This is a genomic window from Thioclava atlantica, assembly GCF_000737065.1.
Classification (GTDB): Bacteria; Pseudomonadota; Alphaproteobacteria; order Rhodobacterales; family Rhodobacteraceae; genus Thioclava; species Thioclava atlantica.
Genome location: NZ_AQRC01000016.1, coordinates 106,448 through 119,957 on the forward strand (window position 1 = coordinate 106,448; position 13,510 = coordinate 119,957).

A 13,510-nucleotide genomic window follows, 5' to 3' on the forward strand; every position below is an offset into this window, starting at 1 on the left:
GATGGCTCTGACGGTCCTCCACCGCAAGCTGGCCCGCGACCTCTGGCGCATCCGCGCGCAGGCCCTCGCGATCGCGTCGGTGGTCGCCGTGGGCGTGATGGTGCAGGTGATGATGAGCGGCCTCAGCGACACGCTCACCGATACCCGCGACGCCTATTTCGAGCGCCACCGTCTCGCCCAGATCTTCGAACCCGTCACCCGCGCCCCGAATGCGATGATGGAAAAGGTCTCCGCCCTGCCCGGCGTGCTGGCCGCGGAAGGGCGGGTGAGCGGCTATGGCCGCGTCGAAGGCGATGGCGGCGAACCGGTGCGCGCCCAGATCCTGTCGCTGCCCGGTCCGGCCGGGCTCAACGGCATCCTGATGAAAGCGGGGCGGATGCCGGTCGCGGGGCGCAGCGACGAGGTCGTTCTGCTCGACAGTTTCGCGACCGCACGCGGTGTCGCGCTCGGCGACCATATCGGCGTCACCGTCGAGGGGCGGCACCTGCGGCTGCGCGTGGTGGGCCTCGCCCGCGCGCCCGAATTTCTCTTCATGCCCGCGCCGGGCGAGTTCTTCCCGCTCGACGGGCGCTTCGCGGTGATCTGGATGGAACGCAAGGCCGCCGCGGCGGTGCTCGATCTCGAAGGCGCGTTCAACGAGGCGCTGGTGCTGACGACCCGGGCGCGCCCCTCCGAGGCCGTGCTCGCCGATCTCGACCGCCTCCTCGGCCCCTATGGGGGCGGCGCGGGGTTCTTGCAGGACCAGCAGACCTCGGCGCGCTTCATCAACGAGGAACTCACCCAGCTCAAGCGTTCGAGCCTGTTCCTGCCGCCGATCTTCCTTGCGGTGGCGGCCTTCCTGCTCAACGTGACGATCACACGGATCGTTCAGGCCGAGCGGCGCGAGATCGGTCTTATGAAGGCCTTCGGACACGGGGGGACCGAGATCGGGGGGCATTATCTCGAACTCGCCTTCCTGATCGCGCTGGCGGGAGCCGCTCTCGGCTGCCTGCTCGGGCTGATGGCCGGACGGGCGCTGACGGGCGTCTACATGGAATTCTACAAGTTCCCCTATCTCGTCTTCAGCCTGCGCCCCGGCCCCTTCGCGAGCGGGATCGCCTTCAGCCTGATCGCGGCCGCGCTCGGGGCGGCGATCGCCTTGCGCACCGTCTTCCGGCTGACCCCGGCCGAGGCGATGAGCCCCCCCGCCCCGCCGGATTTCACCCATGGGCGCACCGGGATCCTGTCGCTCATGGCCCGCCCGCTCGACCAGCCCGGACGGATGATCCTGCGCCAGATCACGCGCCAGCCGATCCGCAGCCTCGGCACGATCGCCGGGGTCTCGGCCGGGCTCGCGCTCAACATGGCGATGCTGATGATCTATGCCGGGTTCGATCACACGATGGCCGTCACTTTCGGCTTTGCCGATCGCTCCGACGCGGTGGTCGCCTTCACCCGCCCCGTCTCGCGCGATGTGGTCCATGAGATCGCCCATCTGCCCGGCGTTCTTTCCGCCGAGCCGCAACGCAGCGTCCCGGTGCTGTTCCGCAACGGGCTCATCACCCATCGCGGCGAGCTCACCGGCCTGCCCGAGGGGGCGACGCTGAGCCGCGCGCTCACCCCGGATCTCGATCCGATCACCCCGCCCGCGCGCGGGGTGGTCCTGTCGCGCGGGCTCGCCGAGCGGCTCGGCCTCCAGCCCGGCGACCCGATCTCGGCCAAGGTGACCGGTGGCCGACGCCGCGATCTGACCCTGCCGGTCGCCGCGATCTCCGACACGCTGCTGGGCGCGCCGGCCTATATGCGGCTCGACGCGCTCACCCGTGTCATCGGAGAGCCCGACCGGATCACCTCCGTCGCGATCCGCACCACCGGCAAGCCCTCGGCCGCGCTGCTCCACGCGTTGCGCGAGCGTCCCGGGGTCGCCGGGGTGTCGATCAAGTCCGATACCTTCGAAGCGTTCAAGAAGATCGCCGACGAGGGCGCCGGCCAGATGCGTTTCATCTTCGGGGCGATCGCTTTCGTGCTGAGTTTCGGCATCGTCTACAACGCCGCGCGCAACGCCTTCGCCGAGCGCACGCATGAACTTGCGAGCCTGCGCGTGCTGGGCTTCACCCGTGGCGAGGTGGCCCTGGTGCTCGCCGGGGAGATCGCGGTGATGGTGGCGATCGCGCTTCCGCTGGGCACCTGGCTCGGCTGGAGCCTCGCGAAGCTCATCGCGATCGCCTTCTCGAACGAACTCTATCGGATCAGCGTCCCCTTCGACCTGCCCAGCATCGCCGTTGCCGTGCTGGTCGTCATCGGTGCGATGCTGGCCTCGATCCTCATGTTGCGCCGCGCGCTGGATCGGGTGAACATGGTCGCGGCACTCAAGGCAAGGGACTGAATTTCGTGACCCCAAAACCCCGGACCCGCTGGCTCATCCCGATCCTTGTCGCGCTGATCACCGCGGGCGCGCTCGCCGCCCTGTTCTGGCCCCAGCCGCAACCCGTCGACACCGGCATCGTGTCGCGCGGGCCGATGAAGCTGGTGATCGAGGATGACGGGCGCACGCGGGTGAACGAGGCCTTCACCGTCTCCGCCCCGGTCAGCGGTCGTCTCGAGCGCCTCGACATCCATGTCGGCGATCCGGTCGTGAAGGGAGAGACCGTGGTCGCGCGGATGCGCCCGGCCCTTCCGGCGGTGCTCGACGCGCGCAGCCGCGCCCAGGCCGAGGCCGCGCTTGCCGAGGCGAAAGCCGCACTGAGCGCGGCCGAGGGAGATTACCGCGCGGCCGTCGCCAAGCGCGCGCAGGCCGAGGCCGATCTCGCCCGGTCGCAGCGGCTTGCGCTCTCGGGCACGATCAGCCAGTCCGTGCTCGACCGCGATCAGGTGACCGCCGATTACGCCGAAGCCCAGGAGGCGGCCGCGAAAGCCGCCATCGCGATGCGCGAGGCCGCCGTGGCCAGCGCGCAGTCGGTCCTGCAAAACGATGCCGCGGCCAGCAATGGCGAGGCGGCCGACGCGATCCCGCTCTATGCCCCGGCCTCCGGGACGGTGTTGCAGATCCTCAGGGAGAGCGAGACCGTGCTCGCGGCCGGCACCCCGATCATGGAGATCGGCAATATATCCGACGGGCTCGAAGTGGTCGCCGATCTTCTCTCGCGCGACGCGGTGCGCGTGCGCGTCGGCGACCCGGTCGAGATCACCGACTGGGGCGGGCCGAACGTGCTCGAAGGCAAGGTCGAGCGGATCGACCCCTCGGGCGTCACCAAGGTCTCCGCACTCGGCGTCGAGGAACAGCGCGTGGGTGTCGTCATCGGCTTCACCGGCGATCCGGCGCGGCGCGAAGGGCTCGGGCACGGGTTTCAGGTGACGGTGGGGATCGTCGTCTGGCAGGCGCAGGACGCTCTGCGCGTGCCCTCGAGCGCGCTGTTCCGGCGCGGTTCCGGCTGGGCGGTCTTCCGGGTGAAGGATGGAAGGGCGCACGAGATCCCCGTCGAGATCGGCACCGATAACGGTCAGGTGGCCGAGGTCACCTCGGGGCTCTCGGAGGGCGATCAGGTCGTGCTCTACCCGGTCGAAGGCCTTGCCGACGGTGCCCGCGTCGCGCCCCGCATCGCGAGCTGAAACCGGCACGAAAACCGCGTCTTTATTTCGCATACCGGTTGGTATAATTAATTTCCATGACCGCATCCGCGCCGCCATCAGACCTGCCCCGCCCGAGGGGCCGCCCCCGGCGCGGTCCGGCTGAACAGGCCGCGCGCAAGGCGCTGATCCGGGCCGGGCTCGTCCACCTGACCGAGCGCGGCTATACCAGCGTCGGGATCGACGAGATCGTCACCGCGGCGGGCGTGAGCAAGGGTAGTTTCTATTATCACTTCGCCTCGAAGGCCGCCTTCGGCGAAGCATTGATCGACGCCTATGGCGAGTATTTTCGGGACAAGCTCCTGCGCTCGCTCGACCGCCGCGAGCTGCGACCGCTTGCGCGGCTGCGCGCCTTCACCGTGATCGCCGAGGCCGGCATGGCGAAATTCGGGTTCCGGCGCGGCTGCCTGATCGGCAATCTCGGGCAGGAGATGGCGGCGTTGCCCGAAGGCTATCGCACGCGCCTCATCGCCGTGCTCGAAAGCTGGCAGGCGCCGACCGCCGCGTGCCTGCGCGAGGGACAGGCGACCGGAGAGGTCTCCGCCGATCACGACCCCGACGCGCTCGCTGAGTTTTTCTGGACGGGCTGGGAAGGCGCGGTGCTGCGCGCCAAGCTCGAACGCAACCCCGGGCCGCTCCGGCGCTTCGCCGCCGGGTTCGAGCGGCTCGCAACCTGCTGAAAGGACGTTCCATGACGCAAGCCATTCTGATCGAGAAGACCGGCGAGACGCAGACTGTCGGGCTCAAGGAGATCGAGCTGCCGCCGCTGGCCGAGGGCGATGTCGCGGTCGATGTCGCCTTCTCGACGCTCAACTACAAGGACGCGCTCGCGATCACCGGGGCGGCGCCCGTCGTGCGCACCTTCCCGATGGTGCCGGGGATCGACTGTTCGGGGATCGTGCGCGAGAGCCGCCATCCCGATTTCACGGAAGGCGACCGGGTCGTTCTCAACGGCTGGGGCGTGGGCGAGAAACACTGGGGCGGTCTGGCGGGCCGCGCGCATCTGAAAGGCGACTGGCTGGTGAAACTGCCCGCGGGCGTCTCGCTGCGCCAGGCGATGGCGATCGGCACGGCGGGCTACACGGCGATGCTGTGTGTGATGGCGCTCGAAGCGAATGGGGTGACGCCCGATCGCGGCGAGGTCGTGGTGACCGGCGCGACGGGCGGCGTGGGCAGCGTCGCGACCGCGCTGCTCGCGGCGAAGGGCTTCACCGTCGCCGCGGTGACCGGCCGCCCCGAGGAGGAAGCCTATCTCAAATCGCTCGGCGCGGCGTCGATCGTCCCCCGCGAGGAGCTTACCGGCAAGCCGCGCCCTCTGGGCAAGGAACGCTGGGCGGGCGCGGTCGATGTGGTGGGCGGCGAGGTGCTGGCCAACGTGATCTCGATGATGACCTATCGCGGCACGGTCGCGGCCTGCGGGCTGGCCGGCAGCATGAACCTGCCCAGCTCGGTTGCGCCTTTCATCCTGCGCGGCGTGACCCTGGCGGGCGTCGACAGCGTGATGTGCCCGCGCGAGGACCGGATCGCCGCCTGGGAACGGCTCGCGAGCGATCTCGACATGGGCAAGCTCGAGGAGATGGTCACCGAGGTTGCGCTGGAAGATGTCGTCTCGGTCGCGCCGAAATTCCTCGAGGGGAAGGTGAAGGGTCGGATCGTCGTCCCCGTCGCGCCCGATCTCGGCTGAGTTCACGCGCGCATCGCCGCCTCGATCGTCTGAAGATGGTCGCGCATCGCCGCCTCGGCCCCGGACGGGTCGCGCGCGGCGATGGCGGCGACGATCGCCCCGTGCTGGGCGCTGTGCGCCCCGGTGAATTCCGCAACGCCGAGCCGGCGATAGGTGCGCTCCCATTCGCGCTGCCAGGCGGCGCGCCGGCGCGCGCCTGCGAGATAATCGAGCACCCCGAGCAGAACCGGATTGCCCGCCACCTCGGCAATGCCCCGATGAAAGCGCGCATCGGCTTCCTCGCAGGTCCGACGGTCGCCCGCGCACCTCCCCTCCTCGACGAGGTTCCGCAAATAACCGAGATCGGCGGAAGAGGCCGCGCGCGCCGCATGGGCCGCCACGGGCGGCTCGATCATCAGCCGCGCCTGCATCAGCTGCGCGGGCGAGGTCGCCTCGATCAGGATCTGCTCGCGCACGAGATGACCGCGCGGCGGCGGACCCGCGAAGGTCCCCTGCCCGACATGGCGCCAGATCGCGCCCTCCTGCTCCAGCACCGCGAGCGCCGCCCGCAGCGTCTCGCGGCTGCAGCCGATCTGCGCGGCAAGCGTGCGTTCGGCAGGCAGACGCCCCTCGGCCTCGCCCACGAGCGCGCGCAACCGCTCCAGAACCTCTGACCTGCCTTTGCGTGACATCCCGCCCCCGATTTCAGACCAATTTGCAGACCATTCCCGCGATCTGCAATGAGCCATCTCGATTCTCGCAAGAAAAAGGCACAGCCAGATGGAGCAGATCCTCATCCTCGTCCTCGCAGGCCTCGCGGCGGGCGCGCTCAATGCGGTCGCGGGCGGGGGCACCTTCATTTCCTTCCCGGCGCTGGTCTGGACCGGCGTGCCGCCGATCTCGGCCAATGCGACGGCGACGCTGGCCGCGCTTCCGGGCTATCTGAGCAGCGCCTGGGCCTTCCGTCACGAGCTGCGCCACCGCGGCCCGATGGGGATGCGCGCGGTGCTGGTCGCCGCCGTACTGGGCGGATTTCTGGGCGCGATGCTGCTGCTCGCGACCCCGCAAAAGCTCTTTGCGGGCGTCGTGCCGTGGCTGCTGCTTCTGGCCACCTCGGTCTTCGCCTTCGGCCCCGCCCTGCTGAAGAGCCTGCGGCGCGGCGGGCGCAGCCTGAGCTTCCCCGTGGCCTTCGCGCTCCTTCTCGCGGTCACGATCTATGGCGGCTATTTCAATGGCGGCCTCGGGATCATGCTGCTCGCCGCCTTCGGGCTGATCGGCTTCACCGATCTGCATGCGATGAACGGGCTGAAGAACCTCGTCTCGGCGGTGCTCTCGCTCGTCTCGGTCGCGACCTACGCGGCGGCCGGGCTGATCGACTGGCATGCGGTGCTCGTGCTGGGGCTGGCAAGCGCCACGGGCGGCTGGCTCGGCGCGCATCTGTCGAAGCGGATCACCAATATCGCGCTGTTGCGCGCCTTCATCCTCCTGGTCGGGCTCGGAATGGCCGTGGTGTTCTTCCTGCGCGGCTAACCGAACCAGAGCGTGCCGGTCAGCATCTTGCGCAGCAGCCCGGTCTGGCCGTTCACCCCGGCCCGGGCAAAGATCCGCTTCGAGACCGAGCGCGCGGTCTCGAGTGTCCAGCCGAGCTGATCGGCCGCCTCGCGCAGGCTCAGCCCGTCACATAGATGCATGGCGAGCCGCGCCTCGGACCGGCTGAGATCGAGATGCGCCGCGACCCGCTCCACCGAAACCGCCCGTGCCACGGGGGCCTGGCGCAGATGCCCGATCAGAGCGGGCGCGCCGTGCCACTCTCCCGGTTGCATCCACAGATGCGCGGGCGGATCGTCCGAGAGTTCGATGGGCCGCCCCGCCGCCCTTCCGACCGCAAGTTCCGCGAGCGCCTGGCGGAAGGCGAGTGCCGCATCGGCCTCGGCAAATTCCGGACGCGCCCCGATCCGAAACCGGATCCAGCCTTCCGCCTCGAGACGGCGCGCGACCTGCGGATCGAGATCGAGCACCGCCCCGGTCGGACCGAGCACGATCCAGCCCGCCCCGAGCGCGGCGGCCGCTCCGAGATGGCGTGCGGCGCGCGATCGCTCGCCCCCGAGTTGCGTCCAGATCCGGGCGGCCTGCCCCAGATGCGGCGCAAGATGGGTCAGATGCAGCGCCTCAGCCGCGCGGAAATCGCGCAGGGGCCGGGAAATCGCGAGAACCGCCTGCCCCGCCTCCCCCTCGTGCACCTTCAACGCACGCAGCGGGTCGGGCCAGCTCTCCGCACCCGGCAGGTCGATCTGCGAATAGACCCGGTCGCGGCGCATCGCGCGCAACCGGTCCGGGTCCGGCATCACGATCTTCCCGACCCGCCAGTTCGCGGCGCCCGACGCCGTGGCGCCGAGCTGCAACCCCGCACCATCGGCATGGGTCGCCACGCACAGCCGGTCGAGAAACGCCTCCCACGCCGCGCCGTCTGCGCCGTCTGCGCCGCTCGCCGCGGCGAAGAGCGCGTTGACCAAGGCTGTCTCTTCGGAAATGCCCAACATGCGCCCAAATTACCCCCCATTTGGGAGGTTATCCAGTCAAACCCGCTCCCTATACGGGGGAAAACGCGTCCAGACAAAGACCTTCCCATGAGCCAGAAAACCCTCACCCACCTGCAACGCCTCGAAGCCGAGAGCATCCACATCCTGCGCGAAGTGGTTGCCGAGGCGGAAAACCCGGTGATGCTCTATTCCGTCGGCAAGGACAGCGCGGTGATGCTGCATCTGGCGAAGAAGGCCTTCTACCCCTCGCCGCCGCCCTTCCCGCTGATGCATGTGGATACGACCTGGAAATTCCGCGACATGTATGCGCTGCGCGACAAGGCGGCGAAAGCGGCAGGGATGGAGCTGATCGTGCACCAGAACCCCGAGGCGAAGGCCAATGGCATCAACCCGTTCGATCACGGTTCGCTGCATACCGACATGTGGAAGACCGAAGGGCTGAAACAGGCGCTGGATAAACACGGCTTCGATGTGGCCTTCGGGGGTGCGCGCCGCGACGAGGAGAAATCCCGCGCGAAGGAACGCGTCTTCTCCTTCCGCTCGGCCAATCACCGCTGGGACCCGAAGAACCAGCGCCCCGAACTTTGGCGCCTCTACAATGCGAAGAAATCCAAGGGCGAGAGCGTCCGCGTCTTCCCGATCTCGAACTGGACCGAGCTGGATATCTGGCAATATATCCACCTCGAGGGCATCGAGATCGTGCCGCTCTATTTCTCGGCCCCGCGCCCGACGGTGGAGCGCGACGGGCTGATCCTGATGGTCGATGACGACCGCTTCCCGCTGCGCGAGGGCGAAGAGCCGGTGATGCGCTCGGTGCGCTTCCGGACGCTCGGCTGCTACCCGCTGACCGGCGCGGTGGAGAGCGAGGCGCAGACCTTGCAGGAAGTCATTCAGGAAATGCTGCTGACCACCACCTCCGAGCGCCAGGGCCGCGCGATCGACCACGATCAGGCCGCCTCGATGGAGAAGAAGAAACAGGAAGGCTATTTCTGAGCCCCGTTTCGCGCCCTTACCCGCCCTTTTCAGGTGAGCCCGACATGACGAAGAACGACCCGATCTACAAGACCGACGCGCTGATCGCGCAGGATATCGACGCCTATCTCGAGGCGCATCAGCACAAGACCATGCTGCGCTTCATCACCTGCGGCTCGGTCGATGACGGAAAATCGACGCTGATCGGGCGGCTGCTCTATGACAGCAAGATGATCTTCGAGGATCAGCTGGCGGCTTTGGAGGCCGATAGCAAGCGCGTCGGCACCCAAGGCCAGGAAATCGACTTCGCGCTTCTCGTGGACGGGCTCGCCGCCGAGCGCGAACAGGGTATCACGATCGACGTGGCCTATCGCTTCTTCGCGACCGAGAAGCGCAAGTTCATCGTCGCCGACACCCCCGGCCACGAGCAATATACCCGCAACATGGTCACCGGCGCCTCCACCGCCGATCTCGCCGTGATCCTGATCGACGCGCGCAAGGGGGTGCTGACCCAGACCCGGCGCCATTCCTATCTCGTGCACCTTCTGGGCATCCGCAATATCGTGCTCGCGGTGAACAAGATGGATCTGGTCGGCTACGACCACTCCGTCTTCGACGAGATCGTGGCCGAGTACCGCGCCTTCGCCCAGAGCATCGGCATCGCGGAATTCACGCCGATCCCGATCTCGGGCTTCAAGGGCGACAACATCACCGGACCGAGCGCGAACACGCCCTGGTATGACGGACCCTCGCTGCTCCCCCATCTCGAAGCCGTCGAGGTGGACGGAACCGCCGATCAGGAACGCCCGTTCCGGATGCCGGTGCAATGGGTGAACCGGCCCAATCTCGATTTTCGCGGCTTCGCGGGGCTGATCGCGAGCGGCACGGTGCGGCCGGGCGACTCGGTGCGAGTCCTGCCCTCGGGCAAGACCTCGAAGATCGCGCGGATCGTGAGCCTCGAGGGCGATCGCGATATCGCGGTGGCGGGTGAATCCGTGACGCTGACGCTGAGAGACGAAATCGACTGCTCGCGCGGGCAGGTGATCGTGGCGGCCCAGGAGCCGCTCGAGGTGGCCGACCAGTTCGAGGCTACCATCGTCTGGATGGACGAGAACGAGCTGCTGCCGGGGCGCGCCTACTGGCTCAAGATCGGAACCCAGACCGTCTCGGCAACGGTCGCGCAGCCGAAATACGAGGTGAACGTCAACACGCAGGAGCATCTGGCGACGAAGACGCTCGATCTCAACGCGATCGGTGTGGCCAACATCACCACCGACCGCGAGATCCCCTTCGCGTCCTACGCCGAGAACCGTGACCTCGGCGGCTTCATCCTGATCGACAAGCTGACGAACCAGACCGCGGCCGCGGGGATGATCAACTTCGCGCTGCGCCGGGCGCAGAACATCCATTGGCAGGCGACCGATATCGGCCGCGAGCATCATGCCAACATGAAACACCAGAAGCCCGCCGTGCTGTGGCTGACCGGCCTGTCGGGCTCGGGCAAATCCACCGTCGCCAATATCGTCGAGAAGAAGCTCGCGCGGATGAACCGCCACACCTTCCTGCTCGACGGCGACAACGTGCGCCACGGGCTGAACAAGGATCTGGGCTTCACCGAGGCCGACCGCGTGGAGAACATCCGCCGCGTCGGCGAGGTCGCGAAGCTGATGACCGATGCGGGGCTGATCGTGATCACCGCCTTCATCTCGCCCTTCCGCGCCGAGCGCGAGATGGTGCGCTCGATGATGCAGCCGGGCGAATTCATCGAGATCTTCATCGACACGCCGCTGGAGGTGGCGGAGGCGCGCGACGTGAAGGGGCTCTACGCCAAGGCGCGCTCGGGCCAGTTGAAGAACTTCACCGGCATCGACTCGCCCTACGAGGCGCCCGAGACCCCGGAAATCCGGATCGACACCACGACGATGGATGCAGAAGAGGCCGCCGACCTGATCATCGCCCGGCTGATCCCCTGACCCGCGCCTCTTACCCGAGCAGATCGCGTGCGATCCGCTCGAAGAGATGCGCGCCGAGCGGGATCAGATCATCGGGGAAATCGTAATCGGGATTGTGCAGCGCGGGCGCCTCTTCGCCCACGCCGAGACACAGCATCGCCGCCTTCGCCGTGCGCCCGAAGAGACCGAAATCCTCCGAGGCGCGCATCGGCACGCCCTGCGCGTGATGGATCATCCCGAGGGCCTCCATCGCGGCGCGCGCGATCGCGGTGGCTTCGGGATCGTTGATCGAGGCGGCGAACCGGTCGTGTTCGGAGATCTCGACCTCCAGCCCCGCAGCCTGCGCCGCCTCACCGACCTGTGCACGAAGCTCGTCTTCGAGCGCGGCGAGGCTTTCGTCACGCGCCGCCCGCAAGGTCGCGTGCAGCACCCCCTCGCCCGGCGCGATCCCGAATGTCGGCTCGCCCACGCCCAGATGGGTCAGGGTCACCAGCCGGAAATCACCATCGAGCGCCCCGCCCGGCCCGAGCGCCTCGAGCCTCGGCACGAGCGACGCCAAGGCCCGCATCGGCGAGCGCCCCGCCTCGGGCTCGGCCGCATGAGCCGTCTTTCCCAGAAGCCGGATCTTCACCCCCACCGAGGCGCAATTCATCAGCCCCGGCCGCATGCCGACCGTGCCGAAGGGCAGTCCGGGCAGCCCGTGGATCGCAAAGGCATAGTCGGGGGCGAGCGCGGCAAAACCGGGATCGCGCGTGACCGCCCGCGCGCCCTCTCCCGTCTCCTCGGCGGGCTGGAACATCAGAACCACCCGACCGCGCGCAACCGGACGCTGCGCGATCAGACGCCCCAGCCCCATCAGCATGGCCATATGCCCGTCATGGCCGCAGACATGAGACACGCCGGCGATTTCGGACACCCACGCAACGTGGGGCCTCTCCGGGATCGGCAGCGCGTCGAGCTCGGCGCGAAACATCACCGTGGGCCCGGGCGCGCCACTGTCGAACACCGCCGCCACGCCATGCCCGCCCAAACCCCGTACCAGCCGCGATGGTGCGAGCTCAGACAGCGCCGCAGCGATCGTGCGCGCGGTTTCGACCTCCGCCCCGGACACTTCCGGACGGCGATGGAGCGCGCGACGCAAGGCGACGAGCTCGACGATATCGGCATTGCGCAGCATCACCCTTCCTGCAACGCGCGCAACACCTCGGCCCCGATCTCGAAGGAGCGGATCCGGGCGGCAGGATCGTGGATCATCCCCGTGACCATCAACTCGTCGGGCCGGTAGCGTTCGATCAGGGCCGCAAACTGGACCCGGATCGTCGCGGAGCCGCCCACCGCCGAAACCGAAAGCGCCTGCTCGGCCTGCGCGAGGACGGGCGCGGGAATGCCTGCACCGGGATCCTCGGTCGGGCGCGGCAGCTTGCCGGGCTTGCCCATCCGCAGCCGCGCGAAGCCAAGAAGATGCGACGAGCGCAGATAGGCCGCCTCCGCATCGCTCTCGGCCGCGAACAGCCCCGCCGCCATCATCGCGTAGGGCTCGGAGAGATGCTCGGAGGGCCGGAATGTCGCGCGATAGGTCTCGAGCGCCTCCTCGAGCATCGCGGGCGCGAAATGCGAGGCGAAGGCGTAAGGCAGTCCGAGATAGGCTGCGAGCTGCGCGCCATAGAGGCTCGACCCCAGGAGCCAGACCGGGACATTCGTGCCCTGCCCCGGGATCGCGCGCACCGGCGCGCTCTCGGGCCCGTCCTCGAGATATTCGATCAGCTCCACCACGTCGTTCGGGAAACTGTCCTCGGGTGCCATGTGCCGGCGCAAGGCCCGCGCCGTCTCCATGTCGGTTCCCGGCGCGCGACCCAGCCCCAGATCGATCCGGCCGGGATGGAGTGTCGCGAGCGTGCCGAATTGCTCGGCCACCACCAGGGGCGCGTGATTGGGCAGCATGATGCCGCCCGCACCGACCCGGATCGAGCGCGTCGCAGCCGCGACATGGCCGATCACCAGCGCGGTCGCGGCGCTCGCGATGCCGGGGAAATTGTGATGCTCGGCCAGCCAGAACCGGTGATAGCCGGCGACCTCCGCCGCCTGCGCGAGCGCGGCGCTGCTGGCCAGCGCGTCGGCCGCCGTTCCGCCCTCGGGAATGGGCGAGAGATCGAGCAGGGAAAACCTCTTCATCGGGCGCGTCCTTTTCCGTTGAGGCTCAAGGGGTTTCAGAGCCGCGCTTCGGTGTCAATCGCGCCCTCTGCGCGCCGCCGCACAGGCCTCGGCGCACGCGGAAGGCTCACCTGCCAAACCCTTGCGATCACGAAACGGTTTCCCCCTTGACGGGGCTTCGCACCCCGTCCCACCCTGCCCCCGTTACCCCAAGCCGAAAGACCCCGCCCATGCCCATCGAGAACGCCCCCTTCAGCCAGGCCGAATATGACCGCCGCATCGCCAAGACCCGAGCGGCCATGAGCGAGGCGGGGATCGACGTGCTCTTCGTCACCAACCCGTCGAACATGTACTGGCTCACCGGCTATAACGGCTGGTCCTTCTACGTCCATCAGGGGGTGATCCTGCCGCTCGATGGCGCACCCTATTGGTGGGGACGCGGCATGGACGGCAACGGCGCACGCCGCACGGTCTGGATGGAGGAGGAATTCATCCTGCCCTATCGCGACCAGATGGTGCAGTCCGACATCATGCACCCGATGGAGGACCTGGCCTCGCATCTGCGGATCATGGGCCATGGCGATGCGCGGATCGGGGTCGAGATGGAGACCTATTTCTTCACCGCC

12 protein-coding genes are annotated in these 13,510 nt (G+C 68.3%); 8 read left to right on the forward strand and 4 right to left on the reverse strand.

What is annotated here, in order from left to right:
* The first annotated feature begins 1 nt into the window (after window position 1).
* The 4 genes from DW2_RS16905 to acuI are packed head-to-tail and all read left to right on the forward strand — an operon-like array spanning window position 2 to window position 5,290.
* Window positions 2-2,365: an ABC transporter permease gene (locus DW2_RS16905; RefSeq protein WP_051856345.1), complete on the forward strand. Its 2,364-nt coding sequence runs from the start codon at window positions 2-4 to the stop codon at window positions 2,363-2,365.
* A 5-nt stretch (window positions 2,366-2,370) separates the two neighbouring features.
* Window positions 2,371-3,588: an efflux RND transporter periplasmic adaptor subunit gene (locus DW2_RS16910; protein WP_051856348.1), complete on the forward strand. Its 1,218-nt coding sequence runs from the start codon at window positions 2,371-2,373 to the stop codon at window positions 3,586-3,588.
* 56 nt (window positions 3,589-3,644) lie between these two features.
* Window positions 3,645-4,286 carry an acrylate utilization transcriptional regulator AcuR gene (gene acuR, locus DW2_RS16915; protein ID WP_038148353.1) on the forward strand — a complete coding sequence of 214 codons (642 nt, stop codon included), beginning with the start codon at window positions 3,645-3,647 and terminating at the stop codon, window positions 4,284-4,286.
* A gap of 11 nt (window positions 4,287-4,297) precedes the next feature.
* Entirely contained in the window at window positions 4,298-5,290 is a 993-nt protein-coding gene (acuI, locus tag DW2_RS16920; protein WP_038148354.1) for an acrylyl-CoA reductase (NADPH), read from the forward strand.
* A 2-nt stretch (window positions 5,291-5,292) separates the two neighbouring features.
* Here acuI and DW2_RS16925 read toward each other — a convergent pair whose 3' ends face one another.
* Window positions 5,293-5,961 (reverse strand): FadR/GntR family transcriptional regulator, encoded by a 669-nt coding sequence (locus DW2_RS16925; RefSeq protein WP_038148355.1) that lies wholly within the window; start codon window positions 5,959-5,961, stop codon window positions 5,293-5,295.
* 88 nt (window positions 5,962-6,049) lie between these two features.
* Here DW2_RS16925 and DW2_RS16930 point away from each other — a divergent pair, with 88 nt between their 5' ends.
* Window positions 6,050-6,799, forward strand: a complete 750-nt coding sequence (locus tag DW2_RS16930; RefSeq protein WP_038148356.1) for a sulfite exporter TauE/SafE family protein — start codon at window positions 6,050-6,052, stop codon at window positions 6,797-6,799.
* Here the strand turns inward: DW2_RS16930 and DW2_RS16935 are convergent.
* The gene (locus DW2_RS16935; protein ID WP_038148357.1) at window positions 6,796-7,782 is read right to left on the reverse strand and encodes a helix-turn-helix transcriptional regulator; all 987 of its coding nucleotides are present in this window, start codon (window positions 7,780-7,782) and stop codon (window positions 6,796-6,798) included. The genes DW2_RS16930 and DW2_RS16935 overlap by 4 nt on opposite strands.
* Before the next feature lie 114 nt (window positions 7,783-7,896).
* Here DW2_RS16935 and cysD point away from each other — a divergent pair, with 114 nt between their 5' ends.
* Complete coding sequence (gene cysD, locus DW2_RS16940) at window positions 7,897-8,802, forward strand: sulfate adenylyltransferase subunit CysD (RefSeq protein ID WP_038148358.1); 906 nt, start codon at window positions 7,897-7,899, stop codon at window positions 8,800-8,802.
* Between the two features lie 44 nt (window positions 8,803-8,846).
* Window positions 8,847-10,754: a sulfate adenylyltransferase subunit CysN gene (cysN, locus tag DW2_RS16945; RefSeq protein ID WP_038148360.1), complete on the forward strand. Its 1,908-nt coding sequence runs from the start codon at window positions 8,847-8,849 to the stop codon at window positions 10,752-10,754.
* 10 nt (window positions 10,755-10,764) lie between these two features.
* On the opposite strand, the gene DW2_RS16950 is transcribed toward cysN, so the two are convergent.
* A complete protein-coding gene (locus DW2_RS16950) occupies window positions 10,765-11,910 on the reverse strand; it encodes an amidohydrolase (RefSeq protein ID WP_081875045.1) in 1,146 nt (381 codons plus the stop codon).
* Window positions 11,910-12,905, reverse strand: a complete 996-nt coding sequence (locus DW2_RS16955; RefSeq protein ID WP_038148362.1) for an LLM class flavin-dependent oxidoreductase — start codon at window positions 12,903-12,905, stop codon at window positions 11,910-11,912. Before DW2_RS16955 ends, DW2_RS16950 begins: the two co-directional genes overlap by 1 nt.
* A gap of 209 nt (window positions 12,906-13,114) precedes the next feature.
* Between DW2_RS16955 and DW2_RS16960 the strand changes: the two genes are divergently transcribed.
* Window positions 13,115-13,510, forward strand: a 396-nt coding sequence (locus tag DW2_RS16960; RefSeq protein WP_038148364.1) for an aminopeptidase P family N-terminal domain-containing protein, incomplete at its 3' end; no start/stop codon positions are given.

Bases quoted from the DNA above. Each gene is read 5' to 3' on its own strand.
- cysN (WP_038148360.1), top strand. From the start codon at position 8,847: ATGACGAAGAACGACCCGATCTACAAGACCGACGCGCTGATCGCGCAG.
- cysD (WP_038148358.1), top strand. From the start codon at position 7,897: ATGAGCCAGAAAACCCTCACCCACCTGCAACGCCTCGAAGCCGAGAGC.
- acuI (WP_038148354.1), top strand. From the start codon at position 4,298: ATGACGCAAGCCATTCTGATCGAGAAGACCGGCGAGACGCAGACTGTC.
- DW2_RS16930 (WP_038148356.1), top strand. From the start codon at position 6,050: ATGGAGCAGATCCTCATCCTCGTCCTCGCAGGCCTCGCGGCGGGCGCG.
- DW2_RS16950 (WP_081875045.1), bottom strand. From the start codon at position 11,910: ATGCTGCGCAATGCCGATATCGTCGAGCTCGTCGCCTTGCGTCGCGCG.
- acuR (WP_038148353.1), top strand. From the start codon at position 3,645: ATGACCGCATCCGCGCCGCCATCAGACCTGCCCCGCCCGAGGGGCCGC.
- DW2_RS16905 (WP_051856345.1), top strand. From the start codon at position 2: ATGGCTCTGACGGTCCTCCACCGCAAGCTGGCCCGCGACCTCTGGCGC.
- DW2_RS16955 (WP_038148362.1), bottom strand. From the start codon at position 12,905: ATGAAGAGGTTTTCCCTGCTCGATCTCTCGCCCATTCCCGAGGGCGGA.
- DW2_RS16925 (WP_038148355.1), bottom strand. From the start codon at position 5,961: ATGTCACGCAAAGGCAGGTCAGAGGTTCTGGAGCGGTTGCGCGCGCTC.